Source organism: Streptomyces sp. WZ.A104, assembly GCF_002382885.1.
In the GTDB taxonomy this organism is placed as follows: Bacteria; Actinomycetota; Actinomycetes; order Streptomycetales; family Streptomycetaceae; genus Streptomyces.
The window spans coordinates 18,169-38,222 of record NZ_NWVL01000073.1 but is presented as its reverse complement, the minus strand read 5'-3'; the positions used below and the strand labels follow the sequence as shown (position 1 = coordinate 38,222).

Sequence of the window (20,054 nt, the reverse complement as noted above, 5' to 3'; positions counted from 1 at the left end):
GGCCCGCCGGTCCAGCTGGTGCGCGGCCTGGCGGGCCACCTGGCCCTGGGCCGGGCCCGCGTGGGCGATGCTCGGCGGCATGGCGCCCCCGTACATGCCGGCGAAGACGGCGGCGCCGGCGCCGCCCGCGAGGGCGGTGGGCGCCAGGCCGGGGCCGCCGACCAGGCCGGTCGGGCCGCCGTTCAGTCCCGCGAGACGGGTGGCGTACTCGGTGACCTCGCCGAAGGGCCGCCCGGTGACCGGGTCGATCCAACGTCCGGAGGACGGGTCGAACTCCCGCCCGGTGGCGGGGTCCACGAGGAACCCGGTGTTCGGTGAGCGCACCCAGCCCGCGAAGTCCCCGCCGTCCGGGCCGATGACGCCGGAGTAGGGGTAGTCGCCCATGCCGACCCGGCTGCCGTTGGGGGCGGTGGCGTAGGCGGCCTGCTGCGCACCGCCGCCCGCCTCCGCCCCCGGGCCGCCCGCCCCACCCCCGTAGGTGCGGGTCGGCCCTCCCCCGCCGGCCGAACCCACGTCCGGCGCGGCCGGGGCGTTGCCTCCGGTCACCCTGGCGTAGACGGCGTCCAGCGCCGCCAGCTCCTTGCGGGCGGCATCGGTCAGTTCGCCCATGCGATCCTGGTGCATGGACGCCGCGGTCATCACATCGGCTTGCGTCTTCTCGTTGCGCAGCCGCTCCTGCTCGTCGTAGCGGTCCTCCAGCTCCATGACGCGCTCGACGGTGGCGGACGTGGAGTCGGCGGCCGTCTGGAGCTGTCCGGCGATGGCGGCGGCCACGGCGCTCGCGCCGTCCCCCCAGCCTCCGACGGCGGTGAGCCGGTCGGCCAGCTCCAGCAGGCCCACACCCGGTTCGGCCTCGGCGTCCCCGGCGATCCCCCGCAGCGTGTCCTTGCTGCGGGTGGCGGCGCCGGCCAGCGCCAGCCAGGCCCCGGCCGCAGCCCGCATCCCGTACTCGCTGGGGCTGTAGACCGTTCTCACGGTCTCCCGGAAGTCGTCAGCCATCGCTCACCGCACCTCCTGGAACTGGCCGCCGCCCGAGCTCTGGGCCAGCTTCTGCTGGAACGCCGCTTCCTCGTCCGTCATGTCGGCGATCTCCCCTGCCGTGCCGGCGTTCCCCGCGATGTTGTCCACCGAGATGCCCGCGCGTTCCAGCTCGGCGAGCATCGCGGAGGCTGCCCCGGCCAGCGCCGCTTCGGCCGCCGCGCCGTTGGCCACCGTGCCGAACACCCCGTCCACCGAGGCGATCTCGACGAAACGCGAGCGCATCTGCCCGAGTCCGTCCAGGTCGCCGGTGCGGTTCTGTACGTTGTAGAGCTCGTCGGAGTTGTGGTGCTCGGTGTCCCCCGCACCCATGTCCCGCTGTTCCTTCCCCTGTACCCGGTGCCCCTGCTCGGCCCGTCTCAGAGACTCGCGGCCCGGCGCATGGCCTCGCCACCGTCGGCCGCGATCTCCCGGGTCCGGCCGACCGCCGTGTTCTGGAGCCCGAGGTCGTCCACGTAACTCTGCACATCCCGCTGGTACTTCTCGTTGCGTTCGCTCAGGACGCCCGCGAGACCCGCGTCGATGTCCCCGTCCGGGAAGAGTGCGCCGATCTGCGTCATCACGTCGCTCCAGATCTCGTTGCACTCCTCGACCTGGAGTGTTCCGACGCGCTGGACATCCGCCATGCCCAGGTCCTGGAACCGGTAGTGCCCCATCTGACTTGTCCCCTCGTGGTGGTTGAGCTCGTCGCGGCGCGCGTCACATGCCGGCGGTCACGCCGCTGCTGACGCCGTTGGCCCCGCTCATGGTCTGCCGTGCCGCGTCGTCCGTGTCGTGGCCGACTTCGCCGGTGAGGCCGAGGTCGTCCTTGAGGCCTTCCAGAGCATCGCTGAGCGCCGTGCCCGCCCCCGCGAGGTTCGCGTAGGTGTCCATCGCGGTCGCGGTGCCCGAGCCCTGATAGGCCAGGCCGATCTGCTCGCCCTGGCTGCCGACCGTCTTGGCGGACTGGGCCATGCGGTCGAAGGCGTCCATGACGATGCCCTCGATCTCCTTGAGCCGCCCGGTACTGACGTTGACGTCGAACTCGTTCCCGCTCATGCGGCCTCCCCTTGCCTGTCGTACTGATCGCACGCGGTACCGACAGCGTAGGAAAGGGGCGTATCAGCTGCGTATCAGCCGCCGTCCGGGGCGGGGGCGTGGGCCCTGGTCCGCATGGAGAGGGACGCGGCCTCCCGTTCGTTGAGCTCGTGCAACAGTCGGCTCGCGCGGGCGTTCGCCGCCTCGGCCTCCTCGTGGCGGCCCAGGCGGAGCAGCGCGGTGCTGAGGGTGGTGTGCATCCCGGCCACCTGATAGCTGTCGAAGAGTTCCTCCGCGGCGTGGGTGAGGCCGCGGCCGGCCCAGTGGACCGCTTCCTCCCACTCGCCGTTCTCCAGGTGGCACTCGCCGAGGACGGCGGCGATGGAACCGGCCAGGTGGTAATCGATGGGCGAGGCGGTGTACGCCTCCTGGAGCAGCTCGATCGCCTCGCCCTGGCGGCCCTGCATCCGCAGACAGCGCGCCAGGTTGTTGGCGAGCGACGGCAGCATGCGGCCGGGGACCGGGCGGGCGTGGAGGTCGTCGTACAGCTCCCGTGCTTCCCGGATCGCCTCGTCCAGGCGGCCGCTCAGCGCGAGGCAGGGGACGAGGTTGTGCCGGGCGTTGGTCGCCTCGTCCCACGCGCCCAGCTTCGCGAACAGGGCCATGGCCTCGCGCAGGAGCACCTCGCCCCTGGCCCCGTCGTCGCGCTGGCCGGCGATCTTCCCGAGCTGGCCCAGCGCCACGGCCCGGGACCAGGTGTCGCCGCGGCGCTCCCCGATCCGCAGCAGGGCCTCGCACAGGTGCTCCTGGGGACGCCAGCGCAGCCGGAAGGTGAAGTAGGTCTCCAGGGCGCGGCAGGCTTCCAGCGTGAAGTCGGCCAGGGCGGGCGGCGCGTCGTCGAAGGCGGCGTCCGACAGCTGGTCGGTGAGGGCGACGACGTCCTCCATGGCGCCGTCCACCCAGGCCAGCGCCTCGTCGGCCCGCTCGAAGCGCAGGCCTCGGGGGAAGCGGGCGATGCCGTCCTCGGCGCGGTCGAACCTGACGACGCGCAGGGGTCCGTTCAGCTGGTAGAGGCTCCCGAGATACCAGGCCGCCAGGCCCTCCAGGGCGGCGCGGCCGCGGGCGCGCGGCAGCAGGGCCGCCTGGCCGACGGCGGCCGTCCGGACGAGGTCGTGCAGCTGGTAGGCGCCCGGCCGGGGGCTGGTGGCGATCTGGGCGTCGGTCAGCCGCTCCAGCGCGTCCCGGGCCTCCCCCGCGGTGTGGGCGCCGAGGGCGGCCGCGGTGTGTGCCCCGTAGCTCGTGATCGCGGCCGTGCCCAGCAGCGGGAAGAGTTCCGCGGCCCGTCGGTCGGCCTCGTCGCCCTTGGCCAGTTGCTCGATGCTGAGCAGCAGGCTGGCCCGGGCGTCCAGGTCGCTGGTGACGAGCTCAGCCAACCTGCCGCGCTCGTCGCGGAGTTGGTCGGCCCAGTCGGCGGCCGACCAGCGCGGCCGGGAAGCCAGGCGCGTCGCGATGATCCGCAGGGCCAGCGGGAGCCGGCCGCAGAGCCGGGCCAGTTCCTCCCAGTGGGCCTGGTCGCCGGGTTCGGCGGGGGCCCCGGAGACAGTACGGATGAGGGTGACGGCGTCGGCGGCCGTCAGGACCTCCAGGTGGAGGTGGCGGGCCTGTTCGATGCCGGTGAGGAGGGTGCGGCTGGTCACCAGGACGGCGCTGCCCGGTTCGACGGGCAGCAGGGGCGCGACCTGGCCGGTGCCCACGGCGTTGTCGAGGACGAGCAGGAGGCGGCGCCCGGCCAGTTCGGCGTGGTAGCGCTCAAGCAGTGCCGCCGGGTCGTCGGGCAACTCCTCGGCGGTGGCGCCGAGTCCGCTCAGCAGCGCGTGTGCGGCGTCCTCGGTGGCGAGCGGCGACCGCTGGGGGTCGGCCCCGCGCAGGTCCACGTAGAGCAGTCCGTCGGGGAAGCGGGCGGAGACGTCGTGCGCGGCCCGCAGGGCGAGCGCCGACTTGCCGACGCCGCCGGGCCCGTCGATGAGGCAGACCGTGGGCGCAGCGGCGGAGTGCGACAACTGGCTGCGGAGCCGGGCCAGTTCGCCGTCCCGGCCGACGAAGACGGATGGGACGGGCGGGAAGGAGCTGTGGGTGCGTCCGGCGCGCGGCCGGACCGGTGCGGCGCTGCGGGAGGGCAGGGCGAGGGACGGGTCGTCGCGCAGGATGGCCTGCTCCAGCGCCCGGGTCTCCGCGCCGGGTTCGATGGCCAGTTCGGCGACCAGTTCCCGGCGCACCTCCTGGTAGACGGCGAGCGCCTCGGCCGTACGGCCGCAGCGGTGGAGGGCGAGCATGAGGAGCCGGGTCAGCCGCTCGCGCAGCCGGTGCCGCCGGGCGGCCGCGCTCAGCTCGTCGACCAGCGTCTCGTGGCGCCCCAGGGCCAGTTCGAGTTCGTAGCACTCCTCGGTGGCGCTGAGGTGCAGTTCCTCCAGGCGCGGCCGCTGAGCGGCGCGCAACGGCAGGTCGGGCAGGTCGGCCAGGGGTGCCCCGCGCCACAGGGACAGCGCCTCCCGGAGCAGGGTCACAGCCTCTTCGGTCTCCCGGGGCGCGAGCTCCCTCGCCCGCAGGACGAGGGAGCGGAAGCGGCCGAGGTCGGTCTCCTCGGGCTCGGCGACCAGCAGGTAGCCGCCCGGTACGGTACGGATACGCTCGCCGGGCAGCGCCCTGCGCAGCCGCATGACGTAATTGCGCAAGGTGGTACGGACGTTGGCGGGAAGCTGTTCCCCCCACAGCTGGTCGGCCAGCTCCTCGGCCGGGACCGGACGCCCGGCCCGCAGTATCAGGGCGGCCAGGAGCGCGCGCAGCATCGGGGCGGACACCGGCAGCGGTTCGCTCCGGTGGTCCACGGCCTCCACCGGCCCCAGAACGCGAAACTGCACGCTGCCCCCTCTGCCGTCACCGGTCGTCCGCGCACCCGCCCGAGCGGGCAGTGCGCTGCCCCCGCACCGGGTTCGTCAACTCTACGCAACTGTCGCGGTCGGCGAAAACCGCGGTTCCGGTTGGCGGGACGGCTCTCCCGGGTCAGCTCACAGGAGTCCGAGCGACCGCAGGACACGCCGCTGCCCCGGCATCGGCCGCTCGGGCCAGTAGACGTAACAGACCCCGCCCGTACCGCTTCTGACCTGCCCGTTCGCGTCGTACCTCTTCGTACGCAGCCAGATGTTCTCGAACTCGCGCCGCCGATAGACGCGGCGTACGGCGTCGTTGTCGGGGGACGCGGGGTCGTTGGCGATCACATCTCCGTCGGCGGTGAAGCCGATCACCGTCATCAGATGTCCGGAGGTTCCGTATCCGGCGCCGGTCAGTTCCTCCTCAAGGAAGGACTGGGAGGTGATGACGGGGATCTTGGCGGCGATCAGCTTCTCGACGTCGGTGAGTGAGCCGAGCCGGGTGACGACGGCGTTCAGGTCGCGGTACGTGGCGGCGTAGGCGGCGTTGAAGGGCCAGTTGCCGCAGCCGCCGTACTCGTAGTCGTAGGTGTACCGGGCGGCGTGGCAGACCTGGGGGTCGGGGAGGCCCGGCCGCACCCACGCGAGGTCCTCCGTGGTGGGCCTCCGGCCCCAGTATTCGATGATCATCTGCGAGGAGGTGGGGCTGCACCAGGCCTCTCCGCCGTTGTCGTACTCCGGGTACTGCCCGATGTGGACGTTCTGGGAGTAGCGCGGGACGGCCAGTTCGCGGGCGAGCGAAGGGGTTGTGGCGGGCACCGTGAAACGGTCGGGCACGTCGGAGGCCATCGCGCCGGCCCGCCAGACGGTCGGGGTGAGGCGGCTGCCCGGGGCGCGGTACAGGGTGAGCCGCAGCCGGTAGGAGACCAGGCGGATGCCGCTCGCGGGGTCGTCCACCGAGAGGGTGTCCGTCCAGACGGAGCTGTACGGGTCCCCCTGGCCGCCGACCGACGTACGGCGGATGTCACCGTCTGAGCCCGCCCAGCGGCCCATCACGAACCAGGGGGTCTCGGTGCCGTCCGCGTAGGCGCCGCTCAGCTCGATCTGGAGCCAGGTGCCCGCAGGGGTGCGCGCGTTCCAGGAGGCGATCACCTCGGTGGCGGGGACGGCGGAGCGGTGGACGGGCGAGGTCCAGGTGGCGTAGTCCCAGACGGCCGACTCCCCGGTGTGCGGGTCGGTGTAGTCGGTGCGGCCCGCCGGGGTGGCGATCACCAGGCCGGGGCGGGCGCCGGGGAGCACCCGGGTTCCGTCGCCCGAGCCGCAGCGCCAGTCGGTGTACGTGTGCCAGAAGCGGGTGTCCACGAGCGGCACCCGGGAGGGGGCGGGCCGGGCAGCGGGCCTGGCAGGGGCGGCGGCCCGGGCGGCCCCGGCCACCGTGCCGGTGGCGGCCGCTGCCGCGAGCGCGGCACCGAGGACGGTTCTGCGGGACGTCGGACTGGTCATGGTCGTGACCCCCGGTCGTGGGTGGGAGTGGGGCTGCGGATGCCGTTCGGTGCGCCAACTATCCCGGTTCCGGGCCGGGTCGGGCCAGCGGTTCGGCAGGGACCGCCGAACCGACATGGGCCTGGACCACTGGCATGGTCCGGGTCCGGACCACGGTGTGACCTGCGGCGGTTCCCGGGCGCCTTCGAGCGGGACCGTACCCTGGAGCCATGGACGACCTGGCCCGCCACGCCGATGGCCTGCGCTCGCTGCCCCCTTCCTGCGGGCCCGTGCGGCTCGTCGCGGTCGACGGGCACGCCGGGTCGGGCAAGAGCACCTTCACGGCCCGTCTCGCGGCGGCGCTGGGCGGTGCGCCCGTCCTCCATCTGGACGACCTCGCCACCCACGAGGAGCTGTTCGGCTGGACGGGGCGGCTGCGGGACCAGGTGCTGCTGCCGCTCGCGCGCGGCGAGAGCGCCCGGTACGCCCCGTACGACTGGAACCGTCGGCGCTTCGGCCCGGCGCGGACCCTGGAGCCGGCCCCGGTGGTGCTGATCGAGGGTGTCGGGGCGGGGCGCCGCGCGGTGCGCCCGTGGCTGGCGGCGCTGTACTGGATGGAGCTGGACCGGAAGACGTCCTGGGGGCGGGGGCGGCGGCGCGACGGCGCCGGGCTCACGGATTTCTGGGACGGGTGGACGTCGGCCGAGGAGCGGCATTTCACCGACGACCCCTCACGCCCGTACGCCGATGCGCTGGTACGCCAGTTGTCCGAGGGATATGCGTGGCTGGAGGGGCCGGGCTCGACAGCAGCGGCGAACCATTCCGTCACCCGGAGTAGCCGGGACGCCCCGCCCTCCTGAGCCGTCGGAAAACGTCCCGGAAGTGCCCCAGCCCTGCTTGACCGGGGGCCCTTACTGGTCTTACGTTCTCAATGTGCGGCTTTTCGGAGCCCCCGCAGACGCGAAGCCCCCGGTTGTTCCCCCGTGATCGGGGGCTTCGTTCTGTGCTCGTGCCGCCGTTCCGGCGACCACGCAGAGCGATGCACTCACCCTCGGTCACCACCCTTGCAGGTCGGCCATCCAGCGGCCGCCTCCCCCGTGCGCAGGTACGATGCACCTCGGTGTGGTCAATTCCCTACCCTCGCGCAGTGATTCAGCACGCTTCGGTGGGCATGCTGTGCGGGCGGGACATCCTGGGGGCACGGTTTGTGGGGGACCTGATGGACATCGGCACACAGGGCGCACAGGCCCCCGCCGACCTCGCCTGGCTGCGCGGCATGGACGCCTACACGATGGGCGCGTATCCGCAGGCCGAGGAGGAGTTCAGGGCCGCGGTGCGGTTCGATCCGGGCATGGCGGACGGCTGGCTCGGCCTCCATGCGCTGCGCATCGACACCACCACGGCCCTCTTACGCATGTACCGGCACCGCGACCGCTTCGGCGAACAGCGCGCACGCTACCGCCGTACGCTCAACTCCTGGTACTGGCTGGGGTGGTGGGTGCAGCCGGTGCTGGAGAGCCCGCGCGACCTGCTGCTCGCCCACGCCTCGCACTGGCTGGACGGCCGCCATGTGCCGGAGCTGGACCGGGCGTTGGCCGGACTCCCGCCGGTGGACGCGGACCCGCAGGTGCGGTTCCTGCATGCCTGCCGCTCCTATCTGGTCAAGGACTGGGAGCAGTTGGTGCGCTGCACCGAGCCGCTCGTGGACGATCCGATGCTCGGCATCGAGGCGGGTCTCTTCGGCGGTATGGCCCGGGTGCGGCTGGAGATGTACGGGCAGGCGGAGCCGCTGCTGTCGGCGGCCCTGATGCGCTGCCGCAGCGAGCAGCCGCAGCGCAAGGAGCTGCGCTACTGGCTGGCGCGGGCCCACGAGGGCACCGGCCGCAGCGCGGCGGCCCTGCCGCTGTACCGGGCGGTGCACCGGGTGGACCCGGCCTTCATGGACACCTCCGCCCGGCTGGCCGCGATCTCCGAGGGAGACGGCTACGACGAATCGGCGGATCTGGCCGCCGTGACCCTGTCCGGCTTCGGTTCGGAGGGTTCGGGGGCGGACGCTCAGCCGGAGGGCGACGCATTGCTCGGCACCGATCTGGTGGACGGGCGGGAGCCGTGGCCGGTCGGGGAGGCCGGGCTGCTCGACGACGAGCCGGCGCCCGCCGCGCCCGCGCGCGTCGAGGGCGTACGCCGCAAGGGGGCCGGGAAGCCGCCCGCCTTCCCGGCCGGACCCAGCGATCCCGCCCTGCTGTCCGAGGCGCTGGCCCAACTGGAGCGCATGGTCGGGCTCGAACCGGTCAAACGGCAGGTCAAGGCGTTGTCGGCGCAGTTGAACATGGCCCGGCGCCGGGCCGAGCAGGGGCTTCCCGTCCAGCCGCCGAAGCGCCATTTCGTCTTCTCCGGACCTTCCGGCACCGGCAAGACGACGGTGGCCCGCATCCTGGGCCGGGTCTTCTACGCTCTCGGGCTGCTCGGGGGCGATCATCTGGTCGAGGCCCAGCGCTCCGATCTGGTGGGGGAGTTCCTGGGGCAGACGGCGGTGAAGGCCAACGAGCTGATCGACTCGGCCCTCGGCGGTGTGCTCTTCGTGGACGAGGCGTACAGCCTGGCCAACTCCGGTTACAGCAAGGGCGATGCGTACGGGGACGAGGCGCTTCAGGTCCTCCTCAAGCGGGCCGAGGACAACCGGGACCATCTCGTCGTCATCCTCGCGGGTTACCCGGAGGGCATGGACCGGCTGCTCGCCGCCAACCCGGGGCTGTCCTCGCGCTTCACCAGCCGGGTCGACTTCCCCAGCTACCGCCCGCTCGAACTCACCGCGATCGGGGGCGTTCTGGCCGCCGAGAACGACGACGTGTGGGACGAGGAGGCGGTGGACGAGCTGCGCTCCATCAGCGGCCATGTGGTGGACCAGGGGTGGATCGACGAGCTGGGCAACGGGCGCTTCCTGCGGACGCTGTACGAGAAGAGCTGCGCCTACCGCGATCTGCGGCTCTCCGGCTACCCGGGCGAGCTGTCCCGGGAGGATCTGTCGACGCTGCGGCTGCCGGACCTGATGCAGGCGTACGGCGAGGTGCTGTCGGGGCGCGGACCGGTGGGCCGCGGGCGGCAGGAGCCCGGCGGGGTGTGACGTTGCGCGGGCCGGGGGCCGCGGGCGGCAGGGGTCGAGACGGGGTGCGACGGGGCGCGGACCGGGGCGTGCTCTCCCGGGTCCCGTACGCGAGCGGGGCGGGCCCGGAAGATCCCGGCCCGCCCCGACGGCGTACGGACTGCTCAGCCGTCGCTTCCGGTGCCCCGCGACTCGACCAGGGCGCGCAGGGCGCGGGCGTCGCGGATGGCCTGCTCCTTGGCCATGCCGGGCTGGATGCCGAGGGCGGGCATGCTGGTGCCGTCGCTGAGGTCGAGGAAGACCCACGGGTCGCCGGAACGCAGGTTGACGCGGAGGATCTCCTCCCACGCCAGCCTGCGGGTCCGGGTGAGGTTGACGACGGTGACCCCGGTGTCGTCGGCAGTGACCCTGGGCCTGCTGAGCAGGGCGAGGACACCGAAGAAGAGCGCGGCGACGAAGATGAAGCTGACCCGCTCCGCCGGGTTGAGCCGCTCCAGCATGAGCGCGATGACCGTGATGACGAGGAACATCGCCAGGCCCACGCTCAGCAGGACCACCCGGGTGAGGGTGGGCCGGAAGGTGACCGGCAGGGTGGGGAGTTCGGGCCTGGGCGCGGACATCGGGGTCTTCTCTCGGGGAGTGCGGTGGCCGGGGCCGTCAGAGGCGGCAGGCGTGGATGGCCGTGGTGAGGATGGCGCGGGCGCCGAGCTCGTACAGGTCGTCCATGATCCGCTGGGCCTCCTTGGCGGCGACCATGGAGCGGACGGCGACCCAGCCCTCGTGGTGCAGCGGCGAGATCGTCGGGGACTCCAGGCCGGGGGTGAGGGCTACGGCGCGCTCCAGGTGCTCGACGCGGCAGTCGTAGTCCATCATCACGTAGGACCGGGCGACCAGGACGCCCTGGAGGCGGCGGAGGAACTGCTGGACCTTGGGGTCGTCGGCGGGGGCGCCGTTGCGGCGGATGACGACGGCCTCGGAGGTCATGATCGGGTCGCCGATCACTTCGAGTCCGGCGTTGCGCATGCTGGTGCCGGTCTCGACGACATCCGCGATGATCTGGGCGACGCCCAGCTCGATGGCGGTCTCGACCGCGCCGTCGAGGTGGACGATGGACGCCTTGACGCCGGACTCCTTGAGGTGGGCGGCGACGATGCCCTCGTAGGAGGTGGCGATCGTCATTCCGTCGAAGTCCTGCGGGCCCGCGGCGGTGCCGGGCTTGGTGGCGTAGCGGAAGGTGGAGCGGGCGAAGCCGAGCTGGAGGATCTCCTCGGCGTCGGCGCCGGAGTCCAGGAGCAGGTCGCGGCCGGTGATGCCGATGTCGAGCTTGCCGGAGCTGACATAGATGGCGATGTCCCGGGGGCGGAGGTAGAAGAACTCGACCTCGTTCGAGGGGTCGACCAGGACCAGCTCCTTGGACTCCTTGCGCTGCTGGTAGCCGGCCTCATGGAGCATGGCCATCGCAGAGCCGGAGAGTGCACCCTTGTTGGGGACGGCGATGCGCAGCATGAGGTCAGGTTCCTTTGTGCGGAGGGAGAAAGAAGGGGCTGTGACGTGCGGTGCTCGGGACGTGCTCAGAGATGGGCGTAGACGTCGTCGAGGGAGATCCCGCGGGCGACCATCATCACCTGGACGTGGTACAGCAGCTGGGAGATCTCCTCGGCGGCGGCTTCCTTGCCCTCGTACTCGGCGGCCATCCAGACCTCGGCGGCCTCCTCGACGACCTTCTTGCCGATGGCATGCACGCCCTTGTCCACCAGTTCGGCGGTACGCGAGGTGGAGGGGTCGCCTTCGGCGGCCTTGAGCTGGAGCTCGGCGAAGAGCTCTTCGAAGGTTTTGTTCGCCATGATGTCCTCAGAATACGGGGTCGCCGGAGGGCCCTCAGCGCCAGGGTTCGCTGACGGTCCGCAGCGTGGCGGCCGTGGCGACGGCGGCGGTGACCGCTTCGTGCCCCTTGTCCTCCGCTGACCCTTCGAGTCCGGCCCGGTCGAGCGCCTGCTCCTCGGTGTCGCAGGTCAGTACGCCGAAGCCGACGGGAACTCCCGTGTCGACGGTGACCTGGGTGAGGCCGAGGGTGACGCCCTGGGACACGTACTCGAAGTGGGGGGTGCCGCCCCGGATGACCACGCCGAGGGCGACGATCGCGTCGTAGCCGCGTCCGGCGAGCACCTTGGCGACGACGGGCAGCTCGAAGCTGCCGGGGACCCGGAGCAGGGTCGGCTCGTCGATGCCCAGCTCGTGCAGGGCGCGCAGGGCGCCGTCGACGAGCCCGTCCATGACCTTCTCGTGCCACTGGGCCGCGATGACGGCCACCCGCAGGTCGGCGCAGTTGCGTACGGACAGTTCGGGTGCACCCTTGCCGCTCATGTTTCTCCTGAAGCTGGTGATGTGGGGATGGTCGTTACTGGTTGGCGCAGGTCGACGCGGGGGCGCCGTCGAGCCAGGGCAGGTCGTGTCCCATGCGGTCGCGCTTGGTGCGCAGGTAGCGCAGATTGTGCTCGCCGGCCTGGACGGGCATGGGTTCCCGGCCCGTGACGGTGAGGCCGTGGCGCAGGACGGCCGCCGTCTTGTCGGGGTTGTTGGTCATCAGCCGCAGGCTGCGCACGCCGAGGTCCTTGAGGATCTGGGCGCCCGCCGCGTAGTCCCGGGCGTCGGCGGGCAGGCCGAGCTCCAGGTTGGCGTCGAGGGTGTCGACGCCGCGCTCCTGGAGTTCGTACGCGCGCAGCTTGGAGAGCAGACCGATGCCGCGCCCCTCGTGGCCCCGGAGGTAGACGACGACGCCCCGGCCCGCTTCGGTGATGCGCTGCATGGAGGCGTGCAGCTGGGGGCCGCAGTCGCAGCGCTGGGACTGGAAGATGTCGCCGGTCAGGCACTCGGAGTGAATGCGGACGAGGACGTCCTCGCCGTCGCCTTCCGCGAGGTCGCCGTGGACCAGGGCGACGTGCTCGACGCCGTCGACGGTGGAGCGGTAGCCGTACGCGGTGAAGTCGCCGAACGCGGTGGGCAGCCGGGTCTCGGCCTCCCGGCGGACGGTCGGCTCGGAGCCGCGGCGGTAGGCGATCAGGTCCTCGATGGAGATGATCGTCAGTCCGTGCTTGCGGGCGAAGGGGACCAGCTCGGGCAGCCGGAGCATGACGCCGTCCTCCCCCGCGATCTCCACGATGGCCCCGGCGGGGCGCAGTCCGGCGAGCCGGGCGAGGTCGACGGCGGCCTCGGTGTGGCCGTTGCGGACGAGGACGCCCCCGGAGCGGGCGCGCAGCGGGAAGACGTGGCCGGGGCGGACGAAGTCGCCGGGGCCCGCGACGCCGCCCGCGAGCATCCTGAGGGTGGTGGCGCGGTCGGCTGCGGAGATGCCCGTGGTGACGCCGTGGGCGGCGGAGGCGTCGACGGAGACCGTGAAGGCGGTCTGCATCGACTCGGTGTTGTCCTCGACCATCTGCGGGAGGTCGAGCCGCTCCAGCTCGTCGCTCTCCATGGGTGCGCAGATCAGGCCGCGGCACTCGCTCATCATGAAGGCGACGATCTCCGGGGTGGCCTTCTCGGCGGCGATGACGAGGTCGCCCTCGTTCTCGCGGTCCTCGTCGTCCACGACGACGACGGGCCGGCCGGCGGCGATGTCACGGATGGCCTGCTCGACCGGGTCCAGGGAGAGGTCCTCGGCGAGCGGGTCGTGGCCGGGGTGCAGCCAGGTGGGCTGGGCTGTCATGCCGTGGCTCCTTCCAGAGCGGGTGTCCGCGTACGCAGCCACCAGTCACGCATCCCCCACAGGACGAGGGCGCCGTAGATGATGTAGACGAAGCCCGAGAAGGCGAAGCCGTTGGCGAAGTTCAGCGGGACGCCGACCAGGTCGACCAGCAGCCAGGCGAACCAGAACTCGACCATGCCGCGCGCCTGGGCGTACATCGCGACGACGGTCCCGACGAAGATGTACGCGTCCGGCCACGGGTCCCAGGACAGCGACGGGTAGGCGGTGAACAGGCCGCCGACGGCCAGGGTGCCGAGCGCTGCCGCGCCGATCAGCACGGCGCGCTCGCGCCAGGTGGCGAAGCGGACGGCGATGGAGCCGTCCTGGGCCTGCTGCCTGCCCCGGTTCCAGGACCACCAGCCCCACAACGCCACGACGATGACGACCAGTTGCTTGCCCGCGCTGCCGGAGAGGTGCGCGGAGGCGAAGGCGACCAGGAGGATGGCGCCGGAGAGCAGCTGGGCGGGCCAGGTCCAGATGGAGCGCCGCCAGCCGAGGGCGAGGGCGATCAGGCCGATGATGTTGCCGATCATGTCCGACCACTTGATGTGCTGGCCGAACACGGTGAAGGCCTCGGAGTTGAGCCAGGAGGCGGCGTTCATCGCGGGTCCTGCCCAAACCGGTCGCCGAGCATCCGCTCGACGTACTTGGCGATGACGTCCACCTCCAGGTTGACCGGGTCGCCGGGCTGCTTGTGGCCGAGCGTGGTCAGGTCGAGGGTGGTGGGGATGAGGCTGAGGGTGAAGTAGTCCGCTGCGGCCTCGACGACGGTGAGGCTGACGCCGTCGACGGTGATGGAGCCCTTCTCGACGACGTACCGGGTGAGCTCGGGCGGCAGGGAGACCTTGACGATCTCCCAGTGCTCCGAGGGGGTGCGCTCCAGGATGGTGCCGGTGCCGTCCACGTGCCCCTGGACGAGGTGTCCGCCGAGCCGCCCGCCGAGCGCCATCGGGCGCTCCAGGTTGACCCGGGAGCCCGGGGTCAGCGCGCCGAGGCTGGAGCGCTTGAGGGTCTCGGCCATCACGTCGGCGGTGAACTCGCCGTCGGCGGTGTCCACGACGGTGAGGCAGACGCCGTTCACCGCGATGGAGTCGCCGTGCTTGGCGCCCTCGGTGACGAGGGGGCCGCGCAGCCGGAAGCGGGAGGCGTCCTCCAGCTGCTCGACGGCGGTGACCTCACCCAGTTCTTCGACAATTCCGGTGAACACTCAGATTCCCTTCCGGGCAGGCGTGGGGACGGCGGTGATGCGCAGATCGGGGCCGATGCGGACGGTCTCGGTCACTTCGAGGCGCAGCGCCTGGGAGATGGTGGAGATTCCGGCGTCGGCGAGGGCGGCGGGGCCCGCGCCGAGCAGAACCGGGGCGAGATAGCCGACGACCTTGTCGACCGTTCCCGAGGCGACGAAGGCACCGGCCAGGGTGGGCCCGCCTTCGAGGAGTACGGAGCGGACGCCGCGGGTGTGCAGGGCGGCGAGGAGGGCCTCGATGTCCAGGCCGGGTCCGGTGGCGGCGCGGGGCAGCCGCAGGACGACACCCTCGGGGAGGTGGCCGGCCGGGGCGTCCTCGGCCACGGCGACGAGGGTCGGCGCGGTGGCGTCCAGGACCCGGGCGCCGGGCTTCACGGCGGTGGCGTTCGTGTCGACGACGACCCGCAGGGGCTGGGTGGCGCCGTCGATGCCGCGTACGCCCAGCTGGGGGTCGTCGGTGCGGGCGGTGCCGGAGCCGACGATCACGGCGTCGGCCTCGGCGCGCAGCCGGTGGACGTCGGTGCGGGCCTCGGGCGAGGTGATCCAGCGGCTGGTGGCGTCGGCGGCGGCGATCCGGCCGTCGAGGGTGGCGGCGTACTTCCACAGGACGTACGGACGCCCCAGGCGCACCGAGGTCAGCCAGGGCGCGTTACCCGCCTCGGCCTCCTCCGCGAGGAGCCCCTGCTCGACCTGGATCCCGGCCGCGCGCAGGGTGTCGGCACCGCCGGTGGCCTGCGGGTCCGGGTCGCCGACCGCGTACACGACCCGGCTGATCCCGGCGGCCGCCAGAGCCTCGGCGCAGGGGCCGGTGCGGCCGGTGTGGTTACACGGTTCGAGGGTGACGTAGGCGGTGCCGCCACGGGCCCGCTCGCCTGCCGCGCGCAGGGCGTGGACCTCGGCGTGCGGTCCTCCGGCGCGCTGGTGGAAGCCTTCACCGGCCACGGCTCCGGCGGCGTCGGTGATCACGCATCCGACGACCGGATTGGGGCTGGTGGAGCCGAGACCGCGCGCTGCGAGCGTGATCGCTCGGCGCATGGCGGTGATGTCGGCTGCGGTGGCCACCGGGTCCTCCTGCCTCTTCGGGCACGGACTCCGGGGCCTGTCGATGACGACAGATGGAGCGGATCGTCAGGGGAACGCCGATACCCGAGGACGGGAAACGCCAGGAACGCACGGATTGCCGGGAGCTTCCCGGCCACGCGTCCGCCGACGGCGGCGTACCGATGACAAACCGCCGCGCACTGCCTCCCATCCGGACTTTAACCGTCGGTCCAGGAATTTCACCTGGTCAACCGGCCGCTGGCTGCGGACGGGTCGCGGACTGTAACCGCCGGTTCGGAATTGCACCGACCCCGGAGTGCGCTGCTACTGGTACGGAACCAGTCTGCCACGGACGTCTCTCGGCCATGCGGGTGAGCGCTGTGGGCTGGGTCACAAAGGGCTCCGGGGCGGCGGCCGCACGCCTGTCGAGGAGGCGGCCGACAGGGAAGTTGACGTTTAAAGGTCCGGACCTATTGACGCACTGGTCTAGTCCTCTTAATCTCTGCGTCACCTCCGAGGTTCGGTTCGACGGTGTGCGCACACCAGGACCCCGACACGACCCACCCCCTTTGCCAGTTGTGTTCTGCCGACCTCCCCAGGAGGAACGACCACATGCTGTCCCCCACCCGAGCGAGAGCCACCCTGCTCGCCGCCGGCGCCGCCGTCGCCGGACTGCTGATGACCTCCCTTGCCGCCACCCCGTCGGCGGCCGCCACCGACCACGAGTCCTGTCGCCCCGACGGCCTCTACCAGACCCCCGGTGTCAACACCCCCTACTGCACCGTCTACGACTCCGACGGACGCGAGAAGATGGGCGACGACCACCAGCGCCGGGTCATCGGATACTTCACCAACTGGCGTACCGGCAAAGACGGCAAGGACGCCTATCTGGTCCCGGACATCCCCTGGGACAAGGTCACGCACCTCAACTACGCCTTCGCACACGTCGACAGCGCCAACAAGCTCTCGGTCGGCCCCGACAGCGCGGACAACGCCTCCACCGGCATGACCTGGCCCGGCGTCGCAGGCGCCGAGATGGACCCGGCGCTCCCCTACAAGGGGCACTTCAACCTGCTGACCAAGTACAAGAAGCAGTACCCGGACGTGAAGACCCTGGTCTCCGTGGGCGGCTGGGCCGAGACCGGCGGCTACTTCGGCCCGGACGGCGAGCGCGTCGACTCCGGCGGCTTCTACTCGATGGCGACCAACGCCGACGGCTCGGTCAACCAGGCGGGCATCGACACCTTCTCCGACTCGGCGGTCGACTTCGTCCGGAAGTACGGCTTCAACGGCGTCGACATCGACTACGAGTACGCGACCTCGATGAAGGACGCGGGCAACCCGCTGGACCACGCGCTGGCCAACGGCCGCCGCGCGGGCCTGGTCAAGGGCTACGACGCCCTGATGAAGACCCTGCGCGAGAAGCTGGACCACGCGGGCGCCGCCGACGGCAAGCACTACCTGCTGACCGTCGCCGCCCCCTCCTCCGGCTATCTGCTGCGGGGCATGGAGACGTACCAGATGCAGAAGTACCTGGACTACGTCAACATCATGTCCTACGACCTGCACGGCGCCTGGAACGAGTACGTCGGCCCGAACGCCTCGCTGTTCGACGACGGCAAGGACAACGAGCTGGCGCAGGCGGGTGTGTACACCACCTCGCAGTACGGCGGCCTCGGCTACCTCAACACCGACTGGGCCTACCACTACTTCCGCGGCTCGATGCCGGCCGGCCGGATCAACATCGGTCTGCCGTACTACACCCGCGGCTTCAAGAACGTCGAGGGCGGCACCGACGGCCTGTGGGGCAAGGCGCCCACGACCGACTGCCCGGCGGGCGCGGGCCTGACCAAGTGCGGTGACGGCGCGGTCGGCATCGACAACCTGTGGCACGACAAGGACACCAACGGCAAGGAATCGCCCGCCGGTTCCAACCCGATGTGGCACGCGAAGAACCTGGAGAAGGGCATCGTCGGCGATTACGTCACCGACTACGGCTTCCCCGCGGACACCCAGCTGACCGGCACGTACGCCCGTAAGTACGACTCCACGCTGGTCGCCCCGTGGCTGTGGAACGCGCAGAAGAAGGTCTTCCTGTCCACCGAGGACGAGCAGTCGGTGCAGGCCAAGGCCGACTACGTCGTCGACAAGGGCATCGGCGGCACGATGATCTGGGAGCTGGCGGGCGACTACCGGTGGAACGCGGCCAAGGGCCAGTACGAGACCGGCTCCACGCTGACGACCGCGATGTACGACGCGTTCAAGTCGGCCACCCCGTACGGCGCGAAGCGCTCCACGATCGACCTGCCCACCGAGGCGCTGGACATCGACGTCTCCTTCGGGCAGTTCCCGCTGGGCGACTCCAACTACCCGATCAGCCCCAAGCTGAAGATCACCAACCGCACCGGGGCCACGCTGCCCGGCGGCACGGAGTTCCAGTTCGACTACTCCACCTCTGCCCCGGCCAACGCCAAGGACCAGTCCGGCTTCGGTACGACGATCATCCGCAGCGACCACACGGCGACCGACAACATCGGCGGCCTGGGGGGCGACTACAACCGCGTGTCGCTGAAGCTCCCGGCCTGGCAGACGCTGGCCCCCGGCGATTCGGTGGAGCTGGACTTCGTCTACTACCTGCCGACCTCCACCCCGTCCAACTGGACCGTGACCTTCGACGGGAAGTCCTACTCCCTCGCCGGTGACCTGGCCCGCGGCACCACGCTGGTCGAGCCCGGCACGGGACCCGACCCGACGCCGACCCCGGACCCGACCGGTCCCACGCCGACCCCGACCCCGACGGAGCCGGGCGGCGAGTGCTCGGCCCCGGCGTGGAAGGCGACCACCGAGTACGGCGGCGGCTCCACCGTCAGCCACGACGGCCACGAGTGGAAGGCCTCGTGGTGGACGAAGGGCGAGACGCCCGGCACCACGGGCGAGTGGGGAGTCTGGAAGGACCTCGGCTCCTGCTGAGTCCGCACGTACGGCGACAGCCCCGGCCTCCACCGCCGGGGCTGTCGCCCGTTCCGGCCGGCTGCCCCCATGACGACGGTCCTGGTGACCGGCGCCACCGGAACCCCGGACCACCACTCAGCTGATCCGCCGACCGCTCGCGGAACCCCGGGACCGCCGGTCGGCTCTCCGGCCCTGTCAGCGCTCCGGGGCGAACAGCGCGTCCTGCGCCGCGTCCCGGGCGGCGATCAGGGCCCCGCGCAGGACCGCCCCGTCACCCAGTGAACCGGCGCGGACCTCGGTGCGCAGGGGGGACATCGCGGTCAGCCGCTCCTCGACCCGGGAGGCCAGCGCGGCCCCGCCCGCATGGCCGACGGCCCCCGCCAGGAGCAGGCACCCGGGGTCGAGGATCGAGACGACGGCGGCGGCTCCGAGCGCCAGGCGGTCGGCCAGCTCGTCGAGGAACGGCCCGCCGCGCTGCCCCGGCTCCAGCGCGCGCCGCACCGCGTCGACGGCGGCCGCCTCGTCCGCGTAGCCCTCCGGGACCGCCCCGGCGGCCGCGAGACCGTGCCGGGCGGCGAGTCCGGCCACGGCGGCGGAGCCGGCCAGCGAGTGGAAGCCTCCGTCGCAATGGGCCGCCGAGGGCAGTCCGCCCGCTCCCGGGACCGGCAGGAACCCGATCTCCCCCGCTCCGCCGGACGCCCCCTGGCGCAGCTTGCCGTCCAGCATCACCGCGGCCCCGACGCCGTGCCCCAGCCAGAGCAGGACGAAGGTCTCCCGGTCGCGGGCGGCGCCCGCCCGGTGCTCCGCCATGGCGGCCAGATTGGTCTCGTTCTCCACCAGGACGGTGGCGGGCAGCCGCTGCTGGAGCTCGCGGACCAGGGCGCGGTGCCAGGAGGGCAGTCCGGAGGTGTCGCGCAGTTCGCCGGTGGCGGGGTCGATCAGCCCGGGCGCGCCGACGCCGACGCTGTGCAGCGGTACGGACCCGGCCGCGCGGGCGGTGCGCTCCAGGAGGGCGGCGGCCTGCTCGACGGCGGGTCCGGTGCGGGTGCCGCTGCCGATGGGCAGGGACCCCTCGGCGAGGGTGGCGCCCAGCAGGTCGGCGACGACCACGCTGACGCTGCCGGTGCGTACGTCGAGCGCCGCGAGGTGGGCCCGGTCGGCGACGATCCCGTACAGCCGGGCGTTGGGGCCCCGGCGGACGGCCCCCGACTCGCCGACGACCTGGATCAGCCCGGCGCCCTGGAGCCGCTCGACGAGGTCGGCGACGGTGGGCCGGGAGAGTCCGGTCAGCGCCTTGAGCTGCGTGGCCGTCAACGGGCCGTCCCGCTGGAGCAGTTGCAGGGCCAGGCGGTCGTTGATGGCCCGAGCCGTGCTCGGTGATGCGGGCATACCGAGATCCTTCCAGATCACCCTTGCGCCCTTCTTCCCCGGGCCGTCGCACAGCGACTATTTATCAGGCAGGGTTCCTGATAGTTTACGCCACGCATCGTCACGCGGGAGCGTCGG

The 20,054-nt window shown here is 72.1% G+C and carries 17 protein-coding genes, 1 pseudogene and 1 riboswitch; of the genes and pseudogenes, 3 read left to right on the top strand and 15 right to left on the bottom strand.

Features of this window, described 5'->3' with window-relative positions; all coding sequences use genetic code 11:
• The 6 genes and pseudogenes from CIB93_RS30015 to CIB93_RS29990 form a co-directional block, all read right to left on the bottom strand.
• Positions 1-999, bottom strand: a pseudogene (locus CIB93_RS30015) (hypothetical protein); the annotation flags it as partial.
• Positions 1,000-1,002: 3 nt separating this feature from the next.
• Positions 1,003-1,350, bottom strand: coding sequence for a hypothetical protein (locus CIB93_RS30010; protein WP_096631442.1), 348 nt, complete (start codon positions 1,348-1,350; stop codon positions 1,003-1,005).
• Positions 1,351-1,397: 47 nt separating this feature from the next.
• A complete protein-coding gene (locus tag CIB93_RS30005) occupies positions 1,398-1,694 on the bottom strand; it encodes a hypothetical protein (RefSeq protein WP_096631441.1) in 297 nt (98 codons plus the stop codon).
• Between the two features lie 43 nt (positions 1,695-1,737).
• Positions 1,738-2,076, bottom strand: a complete 339-nt coding sequence (locus CIB93_RS30000; RefSeq protein ID WP_096631439.1) for an aliphatic sulfonate ABC transporter substrate-binding protein — start codon at positions 2,074-2,076, stop codon at positions 1,738-1,740.
• A 74-nt stretch (positions 2,077-2,150) separates the two neighbouring features.
• Positions 2,151-4,973 (bottom strand): AfsR/SARP family transcriptional regulator, encoded by a 2,823-nt coding sequence (locus CIB93_RS29995; protein ID WP_096631438.1) that lies wholly within the window; start codon positions 4,971-4,973, stop codon positions 2,151-2,153.
• A 147-nt stretch (positions 4,974-5,120) separates the two neighbouring features.
• Complete coding sequence (locus CIB93_RS29990; protein WP_096631436.1) at positions 5,121-6,485, bottom strand: peptidase C39 family protein; 1,365 nt, start codon at positions 6,483-6,485, stop codon at positions 5,121-5,123.
• 209 nt (positions 6,486-6,694) lie between these two features.
• Here CIB93_RS29990 and CIB93_RS29985 point away from each other — a divergent pair, with 209 nt between their 5' ends.
• Both CIB93_RS29985 and CIB93_RS29980 read left to right on the top strand, forming a co-directional pair.
• On the top strand, positions 6,695-7,324 hold the full coding sequence (locus tag CIB93_RS29985; protein ID WP_096631434.1) for a uridine kinase: 630 nt from the start codon (positions 6,695-6,697) through the stop codon (positions 7,322-7,324).
• 359 nt (positions 7,325-7,683) lie between these two features.
• Positions 7,684-9,588 (top strand): AAA family ATPase, encoded by a 1,905-nt coding sequence (locus CIB93_RS29980; RefSeq protein ID WP_096631447.1) that lies wholly within the window; start codon positions 7,684-7,686, stop codon positions 9,586-9,588.
• Between the two features lie 143 nt (positions 9,589-9,731).
• Here CIB93_RS29980 and CIB93_RS29975 read toward each other — a convergent pair whose 3' ends face one another.
• From CIB93_RS29975 to ribD, 8 genes are all read right to left on the bottom strand, one after another.
• Positions 9,732-10,187 carry a PH domain-containing protein gene (locus CIB93_RS29975; RefSeq protein WP_096631432.1) on the bottom strand — a complete coding sequence of 152 codons (456 nt, stop codon included), beginning with the start codon at positions 10,185-10,187 and terminating at the stop codon, positions 9,732-9,734.
• 37 nt (positions 10,188-10,224) lie between these two features.
• Positions 10,225-11,073 (bottom strand): ATP phosphoribosyltransferase, encoded by an 849-nt coding sequence (gene hisG / locus CIB93_RS29970; RefSeq protein ID WP_096631430.1) that lies wholly within the window; start codon positions 11,071-11,073, stop codon positions 10,225-10,227.
• Between the two features lie 65 nt (positions 11,074-11,138).
• Positions 11,139-11,411, bottom strand: a complete 273-nt coding sequence (locus CIB93_RS29965) for a phosphoribosyl-ATP diphosphatase (protein ID WP_018490177.1) — start codon at positions 11,409-11,411, stop codon at positions 11,139-11,141.
• 34 nt (positions 11,412-11,445) lie between these two features.
• A complete protein-coding gene (ribH, locus tag CIB93_RS29960) occupies positions 11,446-11,931 on the bottom strand; it encodes a 6,7-dimethyl-8-ribityllumazine synthase (RefSeq protein ID WP_096631428.1) in 486 nt (161 codons plus the stop codon).
• 34 nt (positions 11,932-11,965) lie between these two features.
• Positions 11,966-13,270 (bottom strand): bifunctional 3,4-dihydroxy-2-butanone-4-phosphate synthase/GTP cyclohydrolase II, encoded by a 1,305-nt coding sequence (locus CIB93_RS29955; protein WP_096631426.1) that lies wholly within the window; start codon positions 13,268-13,270, stop codon positions 11,966-11,968.
• Positions 13,267-13,911: a nicotinamide mononucleotide transporter family protein gene (locus CIB93_RS29950; protein WP_096631424.1), complete on the bottom strand. Its 645-nt coding sequence runs from the start codon at positions 13,909-13,911 to the stop codon at positions 13,267-13,269. The genes CIB93_RS29955 and CIB93_RS29950 overlap by 4 nt, the downstream gene beginning before the upstream one ends.
• Complete coding sequence (locus tag CIB93_RS29945; RefSeq protein ID WP_096631422.1) at positions 13,908-14,516, bottom strand: riboflavin synthase; 609 nt, start codon at positions 14,514-14,516, stop codon at positions 13,908-13,910. Before CIB93_RS29945 ends, CIB93_RS29950 begins: the two co-directional genes overlap by 4 nt.
• Complete coding sequence (gene ribD, locus CIB93_RS29940; protein WP_096631420.1) at positions 14,517-15,617, bottom strand: bifunctional diaminohydroxyphosphoribosylaminopyrimidine deaminase/5-amino-6-(5-phosphoribosylamino)uracil reductase RibD; 1,101 nt, start codon at positions 15,615-15,617, stop codon at positions 14,517-14,519.
• A gap of 172 nt (positions 15,618-15,789) precedes the next feature.
• Positions 15,790-15,920, bottom strand: a riboswitch (FMN riboswitch).
• A 288-nt stretch (positions 15,921-16,208) separates the two neighbouring features.
• Between ribD and CIB93_RS29935 the strand changes: the two genes are divergently transcribed.
• Positions 16,209-18,566, top strand: coding sequence for a chitinase C-terminal domain-containing protein (locus CIB93_RS29935; protein WP_096631418.1), 2,358 nt, complete (start codon positions 16,209-16,211; stop codon positions 18,564-18,566).
• A gap of 177 nt (positions 18,567-18,743) precedes the next feature.
• On the opposite strand, the gene CIB93_RS29930 is transcribed toward CIB93_RS29935, so the two are convergent.
• On the bottom strand, positions 18,744-19,937 hold the full coding sequence (locus tag CIB93_RS29930) for an ROK family transcriptional regulator (RefSeq protein WP_096631445.1): 1,194 nt from the start codon (positions 19,935-19,937) through the stop codon (positions 18,744-18,746).
• Positions 19,938-20,054 lie beyond the last annotated feature (117 nt).